Source organism: Belliella baltica DSM 15883 (assembly GCF_000265405.1).
Classification (GTDB): Bacteria; Bacteroidota; Bacteroidia; order Cytophagales; family Cyclobacteriaceae; genus Belliella; species Belliella baltica.
Map to the genome: position 1 here is coordinate 2436138 of NC_018010.1, position 18308 is coordinate 2454445.

Below are 18308 nucleotides of genomic sequence, written 5' to 3' on the forward strand. Positions count from 1 at the left end.
TTCTATGAAAATATCAATTCAAGGAATACCGGGTTCTTTTCATCATCAAGTGGCGCTCAATTGTTTTGGAGAGGACGCAGAGATTTTGGGTTTTAGGACTTTTGAAGAAGCTGCCAAATGTGTGAGTAAAGGAGAATGTGAATTTGGGATTTTAGCCATTGAAAATTCAATCGCTGGTGCTATTCTTCCAAATTATGAATTGATAGATCGCTATAATCTGACGATCAAGGATGAATATTACTTGCCAATTTCTCATAATTTGATGTGTCTGAAAGGACAGAAAATCGATGATATTACCGAAGTAAGGTCTCACCCCATGGCCTTGTTGCAATGCAAGAAGTTTTTTGAAGCCTATCCGAATATCAAATTGATTGATGATATCGATACAGCTTCCGTTTCGCGAAAAATTAGAGATGAAAAATTAAAAAATGTAGCAGCAATAGCTAGCACAACAGCCGCAAAAATTTATGGGCTAGAAATACTTGCAGGCGATATTCAAACCGTCAAAAATAATTTTACCCGATTCATCATTTTACAGAAACCAATTTTAGAGTTAGGCTTTTCTCAGCCCAATAAGGCTTCTATCAAAGTAACTGTTAACAATGAAAAAGGCATTCTTGCAAAATTATTGTCATTGATCAGTAGCTCTGGTTTGGACTTGAGTAAAATTCAATCTATCCCCGTGATTGACAAACCTTGGGAGTACGCATTTTTTATAGATTTGCAATTCGAGAATTATCAAGCCTATCAGTCGGTAATTCAAGATATAAAAAATGATTTTGGCGATGTGAAAATTTTCGGTGAATACGAGAACAGAAAGTGATGAAGGGTTTTTCTAATCGACTAACATATATCGAGGAATATTATTTTTCCAAAAAACTTAAAGAAGTCCGTCAGTTGATTTCTGAAGGGAAGCCTGTAATCAATATGGGAATAGGAAGTCCGGATTTACCACCGCACCCTTCAGTGATCAAGGCACTCCAAGATACTGCTTCAGATTCCCTTTCCCACGGGTACCAAGGATATCAGGGTATACCTGAGTTGAGAAAGGCTTTTGCTGATTTTTATCAAAAGTATTATGGAGTTGATCTCAATCCTAACGCTGAAATACTTCCTTTGATGGGTTCGAAAGAGGGAATAGTACACATCTCCATGGCGTTTTTGAATGCAGGTGATGAAGTTCTTATCCCAAATCCCGGTTATCCCACTTATGCCTCAGCGGTACAGCTTGTAGAAGCTAAGGCTGTTTTCTATGACTTGGACAAAATAAATGACTGGCAGCCAAATTTTGCAGAATTGAAAAAAAACGATCTTTCAAAAGTGAAATTGATGTGGGTTAATTATCCTCACATGCCGACGGGAGCAAGAGCTAATCAAGATTTATTTGAAAAGATTATTCAGTTTGGGAAGAAGCATAATATTTTGATCATTCATGATAATCCTTACAGCTTTATTTTAGAAGATAAACCTTCAAGTATTTTATCAATAAACGGAGCGAAGGAAATTGCATTGGAGCTCAATTCCCTCAGTAAAACCGCAAATATGGCGGGATGGAGAGTTGGAGCTTTAGTGGGGAAGGCAGAATTGGTTGATGCAGTGCTGAAAGTAAAAAGCAATATGGATTCAGGGATGTTTCTAGGGATCCAAAAAGGTGCTATTGCTGCACTTTCATTAGGTCAAGATTGGTATGCTTCACTGAATGAGACTTATGGGAAAAGAAGAAACTTAGTCTGGGAATTAGCTGACCTTTTGGATTTGGAGGTAGAAAAAGAAGCTGTAGGGATGTTCGTCTGGGCGAAAATCAAAAACGATAAAACAGATATAGATTTTGTGGACGAGTTACTTGATCAACATCACTTGTTTATCACGCCAGGAAGTGTTTTCGGAAGTCAGGGGAAAGGATATGTTCGTTTTTCACTTTGCATTTCAGAAAAAAAAATAGAAGAAGTAATCAATAGAATCAAATAAAACCATCAATATGAAAAAGATACACATTATCGGGTTAGGACTTTTGGGAGGTTCTTTTTCCTTAGCTTTAAAACAGGCTAAACCTGATATTAAATTTACTGGGTTTGATGCCAATCCCAAAAATCTAGAAGATGCTCAAATCTTAGGAATCATAGATGAAGCTAAAGAAGAACCAGATGCAGATACGGATGTCATCATCTTAGCGACTCCAGCGAATACGCTATCTGGACTTTTAATCAAATATTTGGATCAAGTAGGACCAAACACATTGATTATAGACTTTGGTTCTACGAAGGAAAATCTCTGCAAAGCGGTTACAGAGCATCCTAAAAGAGCCCAATATTTGGCAGGACACCCAATAGCAGGTACGGAATATTCTGGGCCAAAAGCAGCTAAAGCTGACTTATTGGATAAGAAAGTATTTATCATCTGCGAAATGGAATTGACTGATGTGCATTTGAAAGGAATGGCTTATGACATCTTAGAAGCGCTCAATATGAAACTGAGATTTATGGATGCTGAAGAGCATGACAGACATCTTGCCTTCGTGTCGCATCTATCACACGTATCTTCTTTTATGCTTGGCAAGACTGTTTTGGATAAGATGGAAGATGAAAAAAATATCTTTGATATGGCAGGTTCAGGTTTTGCATCTACGGTAAGGTTGGCCAAATCCTCTCCTGCTATGTGGGCACCGATTATGGAGGAAAACAAAAAAAATATGCTCGAAGCCTTAAGTCTTTATATATCTAATTTGTCAAAATTCAGAGATAAAATCATTGCTGAAGACTTTGAAAGTCTAGCTTCAGAAATGCAGAAAATCAACAAAATTGGAGATATTTTAGATTTAGGAAAATAAAATAAAAACCCCTGTTAGTTTGCTAGCAGGGGTTTTTATAATTTTAGGCTACACTTTTTTCGTCATGTCGTTTAATTTCATTCATTTCATTCTCCTTATTTTCTAATTCCTCTTCAATATCGAAGTCATCTTGAAGACCAAGCCAAAATTTTGGTGAATTTCCAAAATATTTACTTAATCGTAATGCAGTATCGGCAGTAATTCTCCTTCTACCTTTGAGTATTTCAGAAATGCGAGTTTGAGGGATTTTTAAATCTTTAGAAAGTCTATAAGGTGTGATTTCAAGTGGTTCTAGGAATTCAAATAATAGAATTTCGCCTGGATGTATGTTAGCTAATTTTTCCATTTGTGATGATTTAATGATAGTCAACTATTGATACAGCAGAAGCTTGCCCTTTTTCCCACTGAAATATTATACGCCATTGTCTATTTATTCTAATGCTATAATAATCAGATAAATTACCGCTTAATTTTTCAAGTCTGTTTGAAGGAGGAACTCGTAAATCAATTAGATCTTGTGAATTATTTAGCATTCTTAGCTTCCGCCTACCTATATTTTGTATTTCAAGTGGGATTTTTTTTACTCGAATACCAAGCCATATTTGTTCAGTATCTTTTGATCCAAATGAAATAATCATATGTACGTATTACATTAGTAACGTTAAAGGTAAGTAATTTATTTGTCTTTAAATAATTTTTTTAGTTTCCGGTCTCAAACGCCCCATTCACCATTTGCTCAAATGGTCCGTAAAGCTTTTGTTGATGATATGATGGGTACATTTGTGTAAGCAGCATGGCTACAGAATTTCTTGCAGGATCAATCCAGAAAGTAGTTTGAAAGGCACCTCCCCAAGAAATTTTTCCAGGAATCCTTCCAAAACGTAAATCTCCGTCTTCTGGAACAACTTGATAACCATAGGTAAAATGATCTCTACCCATTCTAATTTCTCCGATTTGATTGTTTTTAGCGAAAGCGATAGTTTCCTCTTTTAAAACTCTGACTCCATTCAATTCTCCATCATTGAGTACCATTTGGCAAAATTTGAAGTAGTCCTGAGCTGTAGAACTCAAGCCAGCTCCCCCTGAGAAATAGGTTTTTGCTCCTTTGATTGGGAAGAAACCGGATAAGTCTCTATTTGGGTTTTCTGGAAACTCCACTAATGGCTCTGACCTCGTGTTTGCATACATGGTAGTAACTCTTTCTTTCTGAGTTTCATCATCAAAATAAAACCTAGTATCATCCATTCCTAAAGGATCAAATATGTTTTCCAATAAGTATTGGTCAAAAGACAGTCCTGAGGCAACTTCTACTACTCGACCTAAAACATCAATACTTAATCCATAAGTGAATTTTTCGCCCGGCTCATGTTTCAAAGGTAGTTTTGCAAGTTTAGCTATGCTTTCTTCTAATTTGATTGGCCTTAAAGTAGTCAAGTCTATGATTCCTTCTTTGGCATAAATCTTATTCATCAACGTATCCGCAAAGCCATAGGAAATTCCTGAAGTATGAGTCAAGAGGTCATGAATAGTCACTTCACGAGAAGCAGGTTTTGTGGTATAGCTAGAATCGGTAGGGTTCAAAGCTACTAATATCTGAGGGTTTGAAAATTCAGGAATATATTTGGAAACGGGATCTTTGAAATCAAGTTTTCCCTCTTCATATAATTTAAGAATAGCGATGGAAGTGATGGGTTTAGTCATAGAGGCCATTCTAAATATATCATCTGTTTTCATTGCTTCATTTAGAGCAATATTTCTAAAGCCAAAAGCATTTTCATAGACAATTTCTCCATCAATAGCTACCAATGCCACCGCTCCAGCAATCCATTGATTATCTACTGCTTTCTCTAGCAAAAGATTAATATTATGGAGGGAGTCTTGATTGACTTTTTCAGCTGTTGAGAATATCACATTGGAAACCTGACTAAAGCTTAGGTTGGTAATCATTAAAGCGACTACAGAAAATGCAAAGAATTTATTTTTCATAGTTAGGATGATTCTTGAGACATTATGGATTGAAAATACGTCTTAATTGTGGTTTAATAATTTCTTACCCTTAAATTTAGAATAAATACTTTCCTGAGAAAATCAATTTAGGAATTAACATTTATTAAGTTTTTGTGGCTCGGGATTTGAATACCGCATACAGACTAAAATCTATATTTTATGAAAAAACTATTCTTTTTATTACCCGTTTTGCTAATGCCATTATTTGCTTCGGCACAGCAACAGTCAGTTCCATCTATTGATGTTGATGGAGCGAGTGAACTCAAAGTAATGCCTGATGAAGCTATTCTGAATATGAATCTTCGGGAATTGGGGATGAAAGTCTCTGATGTGACAAATCAATTGAATAAAAAGACAAAATCAATCGAAAATGCATTGAAAAAATCAGGTGTAAAAGATTACAAATTTGTAGTGGACAACTACTATGTGAACATCAATAGAATCTACACCAGAGGATCTTCTAAAGACAGTGGATATGTTGCCACCCAAAATATCAGAGTTGTAGTTAAGCACAGAGATAATGATTTAGTGAAAATCGTCGAATCAATCAATAAATCAGCGGATTTAAGTTATAATGTGAGTTTTGGAATTTCCGAAAATCAAAAGAAATCTTATCAAGAAAAGCTTTTAGAATTGGCTTTGCTCGACGCAAAACGAAAGGCTGATATCATTGCTAAGACCATGGGGATTGATCAAATCCGCGTTTATAAAGTGAACTACAGCTCAGGTGCTAGTTTCCAGCCAACTGAATATCGAATGGAAACAATGATGATGAAGACGGCTTCCGAAGATAGGGTAGAACCTACTTTTAGTCCTGACGAGCAGACGCTTTCTGATCGGGTAAACGTGAGTTTTACATTCATCCACAAATAACAATATCAAACCAGTCCAGAGCGGACTGGTTTTTTTAATTTAGGTTATTTGTAGAAATGATTTTTAAAATTATTGAATGTGACTTAACTTCCACCTAGCTAAATCACGTTCGCTATGAAAATTAATAAAATTATAATCCTTCATTTTTTGCTCTTGCCAATCTTGGTTCAAGCCCAGCAAATTGACCTTCAAAAAGTCACGAATAAGCATTTATTTAATGGTATAATGATGCTTAATGAGCTTGTTTCCATTCCCAATGATTCCAATCAACCTGATCAGCTAATTCCAAATTTAATTAAAAACGACCTCTTTTTATTTAATTCAAATCAACTTGAGCTTGTTATTTTCCCCAAACAGATGGATCCTTTCTCCATTCTACCAAGGAGGCCAAAGTATCATCATCAATGATATAATCATTAGCTAATGCTTGTGGCAACATCGCTGCATAGTCACTCAAACAAATTAAATCTATTCCTGCATTTTTGAAATTTTCTGCTGCCACATCAAAGCCATAAGTGAAAATTGCAACCATTCCCAACACTTCAAATCCTGCGTCTTTCAAATCGGCTACAGCTTTCAAAGAACTTCCTCCCGTAGACACTAGATCTTCTACAACAACAACTTTTTGACCTGGCGTAACCTTTCCTTCTATCATATTTTCCATTCCATGACCTTTTGGTTTGGAGCGAACGTAGATAAACGGTAATCCCAATCTATCGGCTAAAAGCGCTCCTTGAGGAATTCCTGCCGTAGCAACACCCGCAATAGCCTCTGTATTTGGAAAGTGATGTTGAATTGCTTTGATCAAATTGGCTTTGATTAGATTACGTACTTCTGGATAGGAAAGTGAAAGCCTGTTATCACAGTAAATTGGAGATTTCCAACCCGAAGCCCAAGTGAAAGGCTTGTCAGGTTGAAGACGAATTGCTCTGATTTCTAGAAGTTTTGAAGCTACTTCAGCAGCTACAGTTTTATCAAATAATTTCATGCCTCAAAAATAGCAGATAAAAATCAAGCTGTATTGTGCAGGTTAATTTTTTTTCTGCATTTTTGATTTGTGTATCGATTTCATTTGATAAAATTTACCAACTATGAAGATTTTTATAAATGATAAGCCCTTGGATATTATGACTCCAGAGGAACTTGCAGATGACAGGACCTTCGAATGCATCTATGAAAATCCCACTGATTTGCCCGCCTCTGTCGATTTTCATGATGATGTTTTGATTACAAACCCATCTAAGGATATCATCATTAAACTTTTGTACCTTCTAAGAACCAGAAAACTTAAAAACCTTGATTCTGTAGTATTGGTAACTAAGGATAAAGAGTACTTGAAGAAATTTATCAAAAGCAGATTCACAATCATCAAGGCCGCAGGAGGAGTAGTCACTAAAGGTGACAAAGTTCTGTTTATTCATAGACTTGGAAAATGGGATTTGCCTAAAGGGAAGTTTGAAAAAGGCGAAAAACCTCAAGATTGTGCGGTACGAGAAGTGGAAGAAGAGTGCGCTATTCAAGTAAAATTGGGTCCCCAAATCTGTAAAACCTGGCATACATACACGCACAATAGAAAAAGCATTCTTAAGAAGACCTTTTGGTACGCAATGGAAAACTTAAATGATAAAGAAATGAAGCCACAGTTGGAAGAGGGGATAGTGGATATCAAATGGCTTAATCATCACGAAGCAAAAGTCGCATTAGTAAACTCTTACCCTTCTATGAGATATCTTTATAAACGTTTTTTAAGAATGGTGCCTAAGGTTCAAACTTCGTAGGGAAGGTATTTGTTGATATCAACCCCAAAACGATGTACCTCTCGAATGATTGTGGAGCTAATCGCCGCAAATTCTGGAGAAGTAATCAAAAATACGGTTTCTAGGTTTGAATTAAGATCCCTGTTCATTTGACTAATCGTGTTTTCATACTCGAAATCAGTCGTATTTCTCAATCCTCTAACCAAGAAATCTGCATGATGTTTTTTCGCAAAAGTTGAGGTCAATTCATTATAAACAAGTACCTCTACTCTGTCATTATCTGCGTAGGTTCCCTTGATTTTATCGACCATCATGTCAATATCAAAATACCTATTTTTCTTTGAAGAATTGTATCCTATACCTATGATCACTTTATCAAAAATATCAAGACTTCTAATCACGATATCATGATGACCTTTGGTAAATGGATCAAAGGATCCTGGGAAGATGGCTATTTTTGTCATTGGGCTTCTTTTTAGTATTCCCAAAAGGCTTCAAACAAATTTGAGTTCTGGAATATGCTTGCACTTGCTTGGTATTGCTGATTGGCTTTTGGCTGATCCAAAATAAAATTTTTGAAATAAGTGTGACCAAACTCTTGATCAATATCTAAGGCTGTATATTCTCCAAATAAAGTGATTCGGCAATATTTCTGATCAAAGTTGAGGTGCTTGACTATGCCAAACAAATACTTCATTAAAGTTTCTCTATCCTCACAATCAAAGGTGTTGAAAACAGTTAAAGTTTGATTTTTGAATGCAGCCAAATAAAAGCCTTGGCTATAAACAGAAATAAAAATTTCTTGGTTGATATAGGTGTTTTTATCTTTTAGAATATAGGACAAAAACGAGGAAGCACCATGATGAAAAGAAAGTTTACTTTGATTACCTGTAAAGATTGCTTTTAGTTCATTATTGATTTTTGATACCAAATAGCAATTATTGCTGTCAAGATTGGAGAAAAGATAGCTTACATCTATGGAGTTTTTTTCTACGAAACCTAGATAATAAGGGAGATGATTTGAATCAAATATCAATCCAGGGATTAATGCAGCAGGTTTGTGGAATAAAAATATCTTTTTAGGAACGTCTAATGCGTATAGTTTATCTCTTTGTATGACAAAACTTAAAGATTTGAGGTCAGAGAAAAACTTTTGATGAATTCCAGACACCTCCCCATTGACATCTTTGGAAAGGAGAATATATTTTTCATCAAATAAGAAAAGCGATAAACTTGATACCGTTTGGGTATCAAATTTATCGCTATAAATATTTTCTTGAATATTTTCAGCTGAGTTAGTCAAGATTACTCCCAGTTACCTGAAGTAGAAGAATCAGTTCTAGAACCTACTCTCAAAGCTTTTTCTTTATTGTTCAATCTTCTTTTTGGATTGATTGGATCTGGATCTTTGATTTCGAATACTGGAATTTCTCTTTGATTTCTTTCAATTTTATCCGAGAAGAATTCAAATGTTTTACCTCCTGAGCCGGGCACAACATTTAAAGCCTCAAGGTTGAAATCTGGATACTTACTCTCATTGAAAAGTGAATCTATTACATTCACCGAACCTAAGGTATCGAAGGTAACCGTAATTTCTTCTTTACCATAATCAAGGAGCTTAGTAGTTTCACTTCTTTGGATTAACCAAATTTGGCCTTCTTCAATGAATTTTTTCAAATCATTCCAGTTTCCAGCATACTCGCCATTGGATGCAACATAAGCAATCTGCGCATCTCGTAGCATTTGTAATTTTTCGATAATTCTAGCTTCTGTTCTGGCAATTTCTTTTTCCTTTTCTACTACGCTATCCACGGAGTTGTAAAGCATGTAACCTAGGCCAAGAGCACCCAGTAAGAAGACAATAGATAAAATTCTAGTTAACGTCATTTTCGGATTGATTTAATCTGCTAAATAAGGTTGATGGTATATTAATTAAAGTGCTATTTTAGATAATTATTTTCAAAATTAAAATATCCTTTCCACATTCTCACATCATTCAGCGATTTTATTCCCCAAAACAACCGATGTTTTTCTTCTTTTTTGATAAACGCAAGATTATCGATGTCAAGAAAGCTCATTTCTGTGATCAATTGTAGTTCATCGGACAGTTCTGGGTCTTTACCCATTTTCAACTCTCCGCCTATCGCCTCAACTTCGAAATAAAGCTCTACAGCGTGTAGTGGTTTGTTCAGATATTCATAAGTGCAAAGGAAATTCCCTACTTTAATTTCAAGACCTGTTTCTTCAAGGAATTCTCGTTTTAGGTTTTGCTCGGCAGAACTCCCATACTTCATCCCTCCACCGGGTACATTCCAAAGAAATCTCTCTTCACCCATCTTATGTTTGATCATCAAAATTTTTTTATCTTGGATCAGTACTCCATTAACACGAGTTCTTAGTCTTCCCCCAAATTTCTCCTCAATTTCTTTTTCCAAATTTGTCATTTTAGACTTAGCTTCGTAAATAATGAACGATAAAGATAATCAAGTCGGTGTAAAGCCTTCCATTTTACTACAAAGAAATTTTCCGCACGAGCCTACATCGGGTCAGGGTTCATTTTTTTTGAAAATGGATCACTTTCTGAAGTCCGAAGTGGCGGAGGGGAGTACATTTATTTTGAGAGGTTATGCAGGTACAGGTAAAACTTCAGTGATTTCTGCTTTAGTAAAATCCCTTCCCCGACTAAATTTGAAATCTTTACTTTTGGCACCGACAGGGCGCGCAGCAAAAGTGATGAGCAATTATTCAGGTAAATCTGGATTTACTATCCATAAAATCATCTATCGTCCGAAAGGTACCACTCCAGAACTTACTTTGGGATTTGAATTGATGAAAAACTATTACAAAAACACTGTTTTTATAGTCGATGAAGCTTCCATGCTTGCAGATGATGGAGCAGGAAGTTTGTTGAGAGATTTGATTAGGTTTGTTTTTCAAGAATCCTCAAACAGACTGTTACTTGTAGGAGATACAGCACAACTTCCTCCAGTAGGAAGCACTCAAAGTCCAGCTTTAGATAAAAGTTATCTTATTCGCAATTTTAGACTTCCTGTAGAAGATATAGAACTACATGAAGTAATGCGACAGCAGTTGAACTCAGGGATTTTATATAATGCTACCTCGTTGAGAGGACAGGTTCTCCAAGAGAATCCTGTGATTGGCTTTTACACGAAAGGATTCAAGGATTTTTTCAAAATGACTGGTGAGCGATTGGAAGATGGCTTGAGATATGCGTATGACAAATATGGTGTAGAAAACACAATCATTGTCACCAGATCCAACAAAGTGGCTGTACAATACAATGAATATATCAGAAGAACGATTCACTTCTATGAAGAAGAGATTTCATCGGGAGATATGCTAATGATAGTTAAAAATAACTACACTTATTTGGCAGATTCTGATAAAGTAAATTTTCTTGCAAATGGAGATTTTGTTGAAGTTACAAAAATTCGTTCTTTTGAAGAACTATATGGCTTGAGATTTGCAACATTAGAATTGAAGCTGATAGATTATCCCGAAGAGCCCTATTTTGAGGCAAAGGTGATTTTAGATACACTTCACAGTGCTACCCCCGCCTTGAGTGTGGAACAGTATAAGAGTCTCTACCAGCAAGTGGCCGAGGATTATGCTGATATTGCCAATAAAGGAGAAAGGATGGATTTGATTAAAAAAGATCCTTATCTTTCAGCCCTGCAAGTTAAATTTGCGTATGCATTAACTTGTCACAAATCACAAGGAGGACAATGGGAGGCAGTTTTTGTAGATCAAGGTTATCTTACAGAAGAGCAAGTGGATCACGAATATATCCGATGGCTTTATACCGCGGTGACTAGAGCAACAAAAGAAGTCTTTATGGTGAACTTTCATCCGAGATTTTACCTTAATTCAGAAAATAATGAATTGGAGTGATAGTTAAATAAGTTATTTGATTGATTAGTGATCAGTTTATTGAGTAATTTGAAAATAGAATATAGAAACAAAGAATAAAATTAAAACTTAGAGCAATGAAAAAGTTAGTATTAGTCATGGTGATGGCACTGTTTGCGATAGCAGTTCAGGCCCAGGAAAAAAAAGGAGCTCAAATCATCTTTAAAGAAAAATCTATCGACTTCGGTGATATTACACAAGGTGACAAGGTAGAGCATAAATTCGTTTTCGAAAACACAGGAGATGCGCCTTTGGTGATTTCTAATGTAGCAGTGACTTGCGGATGTACTGCACCTAACTGGCCAAAAACCCCAATCGCACCAGGAGAAAAAGGAGAAATGAAAGTTGTCTTCAACTCTGCCGGTAAAATGGGCAAGCAAAACTCCGTAGTAAGAGTTTACTCCAATGCTGCAGAACCAATCGAAAAAGTATCATTGATTTCTAATGTACTTCCGAAAGGAAATTAAAAGCGTATAAAATCATTAAAAAGCAGACCTGATCTCGGGTCTGCTTTTTTTATGACTTATTCAAAGTAATTCTGAATTGAGTTATTGCTTTTTTGGTAAAGAGTTTAGTTCTTAGGTATGAATTTCGATTGGGTATTTGGAATGTGATAGTGATTTGTTATGCTAAGTGCTTTACAAGGAATAGAAAACGCAATGAATTGCGGATATAAAAACCTTTAGCAAGCATTGTAAAAATTGACTCAAAAACACTTGCTTCACGCAATAGCTATAAGCATAAGCTGATTTTTGTAGCATCAAATTCTGACTCAGAACTCAATTAAAAATTGTAACTTTATGGTTGTTAATAATTTCGTATGCAAATTTTAGAGGAAAACATAGAGCGGATAAAGGAACTTTGTAAAGAACATAGAGTTAAAAGATTTTCTGTTTTTGGTTCTGTATTGACTGACAACTTTTCCCCAAATTCAGACATCGACTTTATAGTTGATTTTGACGAAAAAGACCCATTAAAGTATACTGATTTGTACTTTCAACTTAAAGATAAATTAGAGCTAGTTTTAAAGAGACAAATAGATCTGATAGAGGAACGAGGTTTAAAAAACACTTTTTTCAAAAAAGAAATTGAATCGTCAAAAGTTGTTATTTATGGATAACAAAATAAATGCTTGGCTTGAGGATATTTTAAGGTCTATTGATGAAATTTTTGATTTTTTACCTCAAAATCCAAATTTCTTAGAATTTCAAAAAGATATTAAGACAAAAAAAGCGGTTGAAAGAAATATTGAAATTATTGGAGAGGCAGTTAACAGAATCACTAATTATAAAAGCACTACAATTGAAATTCAAAACGCAAGACAAATTGTTGGGACAAGAAACAGAATAGCTCACGAATATGATAACATTTCCGATGAAGTTATTTGGACAATAATTGTGAGAGAACTACCAAAATTAAAGGAGGAAATTTTGGGAATCAAATAATTAACAAATGCGTATCTACCCCTTCGGTTAATAGGGATTTCATGGTCATTGCTCAATGCAAGACCCTCCGCCGAATTCTGATTGAAATCTTCTTTTCTTTTGACCTTTACTTTTTTAAATAAGGAATTGAAATAACTAATTTCAACTAGGAGTAAAAACCTATCAAAACTCCATCCCTTCAACAATCTCCACCAATTTCTCCGCCCAATACTGATAAATCATACCACTTGGATGGAGTTGGTCTGAGACAACAGATTCAGACTTCATCCCATTGATTCTATAATGTTCGGTGATATCAATATATGCAATACCCATTTCTTCTGAGATTGCTTTTTTCGCTTGATTATATTGATCAATTTCCCGAGCTACTTTCTCTTGATCTGAACCTCTATTTACTGCAAAAGGGGTAACTCCCCAATCAGGAATTGAAAGCACGACTACATGGCTTTTATCTCCTTTGGCAAATGTGATGGCATCTTCCAGAAGTTGTCGGAATTCATTTCGGTAATTTTCTACAGGTCTTCCTCTATATTGATTATTTACACCAATCAACAAAGTGACCAAATCATAATTTTCCCCTTCTATATCCGCAGCTTTGATTCCATTTGCTAACTCGTCGGTTGTCCAACCTGTCGTGGCAATAATTTTTGGTTCTGAAAAAATCAGTCCTGACTCTTTGAGCATCTCTACGGCCTGATGAGGATATCGATCTTTTGCTTCAACACCTTCTCCTATAGTATAACTATCGCCAAGTGCCAAATATGTCAGTTTATTTGAATCCATTTTTTGATTTTGTTTTGAAATATTTTGAGAAGAAATACAACTCCACTGTCCAAGTACAAGGAAAAAAGAAGCGATTGAAAGAAGTTTTTTCATAAGATTTTATTGAAATATTTGTTCCAGCATGGTTAGAGTACATGCATCTGCATCGAGTTTGACTTTAGCGCCAACTGGGATAATAAATTGTTTTGGGATATGCCCAATCATAGCACCTTTGTAAGCTGGGATTCCCAATGGAAGAATATAATCATCCAATACATCATCCAATGTAAGTGAACCATAGCCACCTGACGGAGTGCAGTCAGTGCATTGACCAAAGACAAATCCCTTGATCTGATCTAAAGTACCATTAAGTTTCAAGGTGCTCATCATTCGATCAATCTTGTAGGGATCTTCTCCGATATCTTCCAAAAAGAGGATGGCATCTTTAAAATCTGGCAAATAAGGAGTTCCAGAAAGAGCTGTTAAAACCGTGAGGTTCCCTCCGAGAATTTTACCTTCTGCTGTTCCAGAATTCAAGGTAATGGTTCTATTATTCTTGATTACCAAGTCATCACCTTTCTGGGTTTCATTTTGAAAAACAGCTTGTGATTTATCAAAGAAAATATTTTTGAATTGTCTCACATTAAAATCATTCCAACTACCCGTTCCATTTGGCCCGTGGAATGTGATTAATCCTGTTTTTGCATGAATGGCATTATGCAAAGCAGTAATGTCAGAGTACCCAAGTAGTGGTTTCGGGTTCTTTTTAATCAGTTCGTAGTCGATTAGTGGGAGAATTCTCGCTGCCCCAGAACCTCCACGGATACAAATGATGGCTTTCACCTCTGAATCTGCAAACATGCTATTTAAATCACTTGCTCTTTCTTCATCCGTTCCGGCAAGATGACCGCGACGGTTTTTGAGATTTTCACCAAGTTTTACTTTAAATCCTAAAGCTTCTAAAACTTCCTGAGCAAATAAAAACTGGATTCGCTCTGCTGTAGCAGAAGAAGGACTGATTAATCCCACAGTATCCCCTTCATTTAGAGGTTGGGGTAGGAGTGAATTGAGATTCTTTCTTTCTTCCTTTAAGGGATCAAAAGCTAAAAATGGAACTGCCCCAAGTGTAAGACCAAGAGATTTGATGAAATTCCTTTTATTCATTTTTATTCAATTCATAAATGATTTATAAAACTAAATTTATTCTTAATAATTGTCACGTATGAAGACAAGCACTTTTTCCATTTCCCTCCGAATTTCACTTGCTTTGTTGAGATAATTATTGTTCAAAAAAGCAAATGCATAATATCGATCACTTTTTGATTTGATAATTCCTACCAAAGCGTGGTTATTGCTAATTGTACCAGTTTTGGCAAATACATAAGGTCTATTGCCTCTGTAGTTGTATTTGAGCGTGCCATTTATTCCACCTTGAGGAAGTAGGTTAAGTAATTCATTCCTTGGCATGGCTTGATCGATTTTTTCAATTAGCCTTATCATACTTCGCGGAGTTACTAAGTTGTGTCTTGATAAGCCTGAGCCATCTACCCACTGAGGTTCGTCAGGGAGGTCATTCATATACTTTTTTAGAATACTTTTGATGGCTTTTTCGCTATTCAATTCTCCCAGCATTTGATCAGAGACCATCAATAGAATTTGTTCAGCTATAAAATTATCACTTTCCTGAAGCATTTCTTTCCACAATGGTCGCATCGTTCCACCGTGAAAAACTTGACTATTGGAAGGGAGTTGGGTGTTGACTAAGTCAACTGGCTTCTGAAGGATATCGCGCAATAAGCTCACTGTAAGTTCTGATGAAGTTACAAAAGGCAAGATTGTGCCAGGGTTAGTATAGGTCCTCGGGTTGTAATAAAAAGTGTTACTATGAAAATCTCTTCTTACAGTCGTAAGATTTCCATTTATATTTTTTGATTCGATCTTAAATGTAGGAATATTGGCTTGAGGAACACGATTGACATTTCTAAAAGTGACGATATTTCCATAAATCGGTAAGGGAGAACGCTCGGCTGAATAAGCATAATAATAGTCATCCCACTGCCAACCATATCCAAATGGTGTGTCATTCCAGTTTTGATCCGAAAAGTAAATTTTGCTGTAAGACTTTAGAAACTCTTCAATTTTTGGTTGGGGTAAAATATTGTATTTCCACGAAGGGTCGCCAGAGCCCCAAATAGTGATTTCATTCCCATTTGTTGTGTAGCGAAAAGAATTGGTTTGGTTGTTCATGACCATTAGAGAAGCATAAAAAGTCAACAGCTTTGTGGTAGAAGCAGGGATAAAATTCATGTGACTATTTTTTTCATAATGGACCCACTGACTATCCAGATCATAAAGCATAAACCCAGTCAGGTGATTGTCGAAAAAAGTATTCGGTCCAAGCAGTTGATGAAGTTTCTCATACCTTAAAGAAATGCTATCCTCGGCGACTTCTCTTTGTGAGAATACATTAAATATAAAGTTTGTTAGGAAAAAAGTGATCAAAAAAGCTCTTTTAAACATCATGAAGTAATTTTTACTGATCTGCTTGATAAGAATAAGTAAATCCAACCTAAAATAAACGCCAAACCGCCAAAGGGCGTGATTGCACCTAGCCAAGTAATTCCAGTTAAGGACATCACGTAAAGCGATCCTGAAAAAATAATAATTCCAGCTAAAAAGAAATATCCAGAGAAATTTAATTTTTTATTATTTGGGAATTGAATTTTTAAAACACCAATAAGTGCAATTGCTAAAGCATGGTAGAAATGATACTTGACAGCTGTCTCGAAGGTTTCTGTTCTTCCATATTCAGCTAAAATTCCAGCCAAACTATGGGCTCCAAAAGCTCCAATTCCTACAGCCAAAGCTCCCAAAATGGCTGCAATTTTGATATGTATGTTCATGTTTTTTTAAATTATTTGTGAGGTGAGAAAGCTGGAAATTTTTTGAGTAAAATGATCCTTTTATATCATAAAGGCTAGAAATGACCTTATCTCGTATTAGCAAAATTTCAACTTTTAAAATCTTTCAATTTCTGCTTCCGAAAATCGCCGATCCGATTCTGACCATCGTACTTCCTTCTTCCTGAGCAATCAGGTAGTCTCCGCTCATGCCCATGGAGATTTCTTTTAAGTTAAAATTCTGAGGAAGTTCATTCGATTTTAATTCCTCAAACAATGCTTTCAAACCTTTAAACTCCCTTCTGATTACGTCTTCATTATCTGTAAATGTTGCCATTCCCATCAACCCAACGATTTTGACGTGTTCCAGTTCTTTGATTTCTTTACTTTGAAGCATTTCCTCCAATTCTACTTGATCAAAACCAAATTTACTTTCCTCTTTTGCAATGTGCATTTGAAGTAAACAAGGGATGATGCGGTCAGCTTTTTTTGCCTCTTTGTTGATCTCTTTGAGCAACTTAAAGGAATCTACGCCATGGATCAAATAAATAAATGGTGCTATATATTTGACTTTGTTCCGCTGAAGATGACCGATCATGTGCCATTGGGTGTCCTGTGGCATTTGAGTTTGCTTGTCAACTAATTCTTGAACTTTATTTTCTCCAAAATCCCTGATTCCTGCCGCATAAGCTTCTTTGAGAGCATCCACAGGTTTAGTTTTGCTCACTGCTACAAGCTTACAGTTAGGGTTTACAAAGGTGTTTTTTATTTCAATTAAATTCTCTTTAATACTCATTCCTTTAAATTTGTTCCATTAAATCTTGTAGGCTCCTAAACAAAGATATGGCAATATTAGGTACATTGCTAAAAAAGAAAGGAGCTTTCCCGATAAAGATGTAGCTATGATGCAATAAAGTATTCAAAACAAAATCGGATAGAATAGCTTTAAAAGAACAACACCTATGTGCTGTTTCTTAATCATTTGAAATTGAAATTGATGAAATATTTAATTTGCCAATCTGAATCATTTAAAATAATCAAAAAGAAAACAGAATGTATATAAGTCGAAATTTCAAACCCGCATTTTTTATTGTTTTATTCTTATTATTCGCAGTCTCTTTTGTCCAAGCTCAAGATACCCCTGCAAGACTAACAGAATTCAATCAAGTGAGAATAGATTACAACAAATCAGGAATGATCATCTTAGGTTCATGGGCTTTGGGCAATATCGCTTTGGGTGGATTCATGGCTGGGAGAACATCGGGGGAAACAAAAGCTTTTCATCAAATGAACATTTACTGGAATACGGTCAACTTGGCTATTGCTGGTTTTGGATATTACGCTGCTTTGAATGAAATCCCGAGCTCAGAGTTTTGGGAGACTATGCACGCACAAAACAGCATCGAAAAAATATTGCTGGTCAATGCTGCTTTGGACTTGGGCTACATGGCCGGAGGTATGTATTTATTAGAAAGAGGAAGTCGATTGGACAAAGAACAGTTTAAAGGTTTCGGGAAATCTGTAATTTTGCAAGGAGCATTTTTGATGAGCTTCGATGCTATCAAATATGTTTTTCACAATGTCCACGGCAAGGAACTTCCCGCAATCATGAATCATATCGGTGTCACTCCAAGTGGAGTAGGATTGCTGATGAATTTTTAGGAATCTTTCGCCAATTTTTTTACCACAGATAGACACGGATTAACTCTATTAATTTTTTAACACGTCATATCGAGCAAAGCGAAATATCTCATATTCGTTAAATCAAAAAGCTACTCTCTAAAATCACAAAGCGATATCTCACATT

Annotated in this window: 23 protein-coding genes; 10 read left to right on the forward strand and 13 right to left on the reverse strand. The window is 35.7% G+C overall.

Going from position 1 to position 18308, the window contains the following annotated elements; translation table 11 throughout:
- The first annotated feature begins 4 nt into the window (after positions 1 to 4).
- Genes BELBA_RS11170 through BELBA_RS11180 form a run of 3 tightly spaced genes read left to right on the forward strand, consistent with a single transcriptional unit; the run spans position 5 to position 2827 of the window.
- On the forward strand, positions 5 to 823 hold the full coding sequence (locus BELBA_RS11170) for a prephenate dehydratase (protein WP_014772802.1): 819 nt from the start codon (positions 5 to 7) through the stop codon (positions 821 to 823).
- Entirely contained in the window at positions 823 to 1968 is a 1146-nt protein-coding gene (locus tag BELBA_RS11175; RefSeq protein ID WP_014772803.1) for a pyridoxal phosphate-dependent aminotransferase, read from the forward strand. The genes BELBA_RS11170 and BELBA_RS11175 overlap by 1 nt, the downstream gene beginning before the upstream one ends.
- Before the next feature lie 10 nt (positions 1969 to 1978).
- Positions 1979 to 2827, forward strand: coding sequence for a prephenate dehydrogenase (locus BELBA_RS11180; RefSeq protein WP_014772804.1), 849 nt, complete (start codon positions 1979 to 1981; stop codon positions 2825 to 2827).
- A 43-nt stretch (positions 2828 to 2870) separates the two neighbouring features.
- Here the strand turns inward: BELBA_RS11180 and BELBA_RS11185 are convergent, their stop codons facing one another.
- The 3 genes from BELBA_RS11185 to BELBA_RS11195 form a co-directional block, all read right to left on the reverse strand.
- Positions 2871 to 3173: a HigA family addiction module antitoxin gene (locus tag BELBA_RS11185; protein WP_014772805.1), complete on the reverse strand. Its 303-nt coding sequence runs from the start codon at positions 3171 to 3173 to the stop codon at positions 2871 to 2873.
- A gap of 10 nt (positions 3174 to 3183) precedes the next feature.
- Entirely contained in the window at positions 3184 to 3465 is a 282-nt protein-coding gene (locus BELBA_RS11190) for a type II toxin-antitoxin system RelE/ParE family toxin (RefSeq protein ID WP_014772806.1), read from the reverse strand.
- 61 nt (positions 3466 to 3526) lie between these two features.
- On the reverse strand, positions 3527 to 4813 hold the full coding sequence (locus BELBA_RS11195) for a serine hydrolase domain-containing protein (protein ID WP_014772807.1): 1287 nt from the start codon (positions 4811 to 4813) through the stop codon (positions 3527 to 3529).
- 180 nt (positions 4814 to 4993) lie between these two features.
- On the opposite strand from BELBA_RS11195, the gene BELBA_RS11200 reads away from it, so the two are divergent.
- Positions 4994 to 5707: an SIMPL domain-containing protein gene (locus tag BELBA_RS11200; protein ID WP_014772808.1), complete on the forward strand. Its 714-nt coding sequence runs from the start codon at positions 4994 to 4996 to the stop codon at positions 5705 to 5707.
- Positions 5708 to 6047: 340 nt separating this feature from the next.
- On the opposite strand, the gene pyrE is transcribed toward BELBA_RS11200, so the two are convergent.
- Positions 6048 to 6695, reverse strand: a complete 648-nt coding sequence (gene pyrE, locus BELBA_RS11205; protein WP_014772810.1) for an orotate phosphoribosyltransferase — start codon at positions 6693 to 6695, stop codon at positions 6048 to 6050.
- A 103-nt stretch (positions 6696 to 6798) separates the two neighbouring features.
- Here pyrE and BELBA_RS11210 point away from each other — a divergent pair, with 103 nt between their 5' ends.
- On the forward strand, positions 6799 to 7485 hold the full coding sequence (locus BELBA_RS11210; RefSeq protein ID WP_014772811.1) for an NUDIX hydrolase: 687 nt from the start codon (positions 6799 to 6801) through the stop codon (positions 7483 to 7485).
- Here the strand turns inward: BELBA_RS11210 and coaD are convergent.
- Genes coaD through BELBA_RS11230 form a run of 4 tightly spaced genes read right to left on the reverse strand, consistent with a single transcriptional unit; the run spans position 7473 to position 9908 of the window.
- Positions 7473 to 7928, reverse strand: a complete 456-nt coding sequence (coaD, locus tag BELBA_RS11215) for a pantetheine-phosphate adenylyltransferase (RefSeq protein WP_014772812.1) — start codon at positions 7926 to 7928, stop codon at positions 7473 to 7475. The genes BELBA_RS11210 and coaD overlap by 13 nt on opposite strands.
- An 11-nt stretch (positions 7929 to 7939) precedes the next feature.
- Complete coding sequence (locus tag BELBA_RS11220; protein WP_014772813.1) at positions 7940 to 8767, reverse strand: DUF3822 family protein; 828 nt, start codon at positions 8765 to 8767, stop codon at positions 7940 to 7942.
- Positions 8768 to 8769: 2 nt separating this feature from the next.
- Positions 8770 to 9351 carry a hypothetical protein gene (locus BELBA_RS11225; protein ID WP_014772814.1) on the reverse strand — a complete coding sequence of 194 codons (582 nt, stop codon included), beginning with the start codon at positions 9349 to 9351 and terminating at the stop codon, positions 8770 to 8772.
- Positions 9352 to 9404: 53 nt separating this feature from the next.
- The gene (locus BELBA_RS11230) at positions 9405 to 9908 is read right to left on the reverse strand and encodes an NUDIX domain-containing protein (protein ID WP_014772815.1); all 504 of its coding nucleotides are present in this window, start codon (positions 9906 to 9908) and stop codon (positions 9405 to 9407) included.
- A 22-nt stretch (positions 9909 to 9930) separates the two neighbouring features.
- Here BELBA_RS11230 and BELBA_RS11235 point away from each other — a divergent pair, with 22 nt between their 5' ends.
- The 4 genes from BELBA_RS11235 (at position 9931) to BELBA_RS11250 (ending at position 12839) form a co-directional block, all read left to right on the forward strand.
- Entirely contained in the window at positions 9931 to 11376 is a 1446-nt protein-coding gene (locus tag BELBA_RS11235; protein WP_014772816.1) for an ATP-dependent DNA helicase, read from the forward strand.
- Positions 11377 to 11471: 95 nt separating this feature from the next.
- Entirely contained in the window at positions 11472 to 11861 is a 390-nt protein-coding gene (locus tag BELBA_RS11240; RefSeq protein WP_014772817.1) for a DUF1573 domain-containing protein, read from the forward strand.
- A gap of 353 nt (positions 11862 to 12214) precedes the next feature.
- Positions 12215 to 12514 carry a nucleotidyltransferase family protein gene (locus BELBA_RS11245; RefSeq protein WP_014772818.1) on the forward strand — a complete coding sequence of 100 codons (300 nt, stop codon included), beginning with the start codon at positions 12215 to 12217 and terminating at the stop codon, positions 12512 to 12514.
- Complete coding sequence (locus BELBA_RS11250) at positions 12507 to 12839, forward strand: HepT-like ribonuclease domain-containing protein (RefSeq protein ID WP_014772819.1); 333 nt, start codon at positions 12507 to 12509, stop codon at positions 12837 to 12839. The genes BELBA_RS11245 and BELBA_RS11250 overlap by 8 nt, the downstream gene beginning before the upstream one ends.
- 162 nt (positions 12840 to 13001) lie before the next feature.
- Here the strand turns inward: BELBA_RS11250 and BELBA_RS11255 are convergent, their stop codons facing one another.
- From BELBA_RS11255 to BELBA_RS11275, 5 genes are all read right to left on the reverse strand, one after another.
- A complete protein-coding gene (locus BELBA_RS11255) occupies positions 13002 to 13715 on the reverse strand; it encodes an SGNH/GDSL hydrolase family protein (RefSeq protein ID WP_014772820.1) in 714 nt (237 codons plus the stop codon).
- Positions 13716 to 13721: 6 nt separating this feature from the next.
- On the reverse strand, positions 13722 to 14765 hold the full coding sequence (locus BELBA_RS11260) for a S66 peptidase family protein (protein ID WP_014772821.1): 1044 nt from the start codon (positions 14763 to 14765) through the stop codon (positions 13722 to 13724).
- Positions 14766 to 14807: 42 nt separating this feature from the next.
- Positions 14808 to 16121 carry a D-alanyl-D-alanine carboxypeptidase/D-alanyl-D-alanine-endopeptidase gene (locus tag BELBA_RS11265; RefSeq protein WP_014772822.1) on the reverse strand — a complete coding sequence of 438 codons (1314 nt, stop codon included), beginning with the start codon at positions 16119 to 16121 and terminating at the stop codon, positions 14808 to 14810.
- On the reverse strand, positions 16121 to 16504 hold the full coding sequence (locus BELBA_RS11270; RefSeq protein WP_014772823.1) for a DUF423 domain-containing protein: 384 nt from the start codon (positions 16502 to 16504) through the stop codon (positions 16121 to 16123). The genes BELBA_RS11265 and BELBA_RS11270 overlap by 1 nt, the downstream gene beginning before the upstream one ends.
- A gap of 124 nt (positions 16505 to 16628) precedes the next feature.
- The gene (locus BELBA_RS11275) at positions 16629 to 17297 is read right to left on the reverse strand and encodes a YggS family pyridoxal phosphate-dependent enzyme (protein ID WP_014772824.1); all 669 of its coding nucleotides are present in this window, start codon (positions 17295 to 17297) and stop codon (positions 16629 to 16631) included.
- A gap of 257 nt (positions 17298 to 17554) precedes the next feature.
- On the opposite strand from BELBA_RS11275, the gene BELBA_RS11280 reads away from it, so the two are divergent.
- On the forward strand, positions 17555 to 18163 hold the full coding sequence (locus tag BELBA_RS11280; protein WP_014772825.1) for a DUF6992 family protein: 609 nt from the start codon (positions 17555 to 17557) through the stop codon (positions 18161 to 18163).
- Positions 18164 to 18308: the final 145 nt, after the last annotated feature.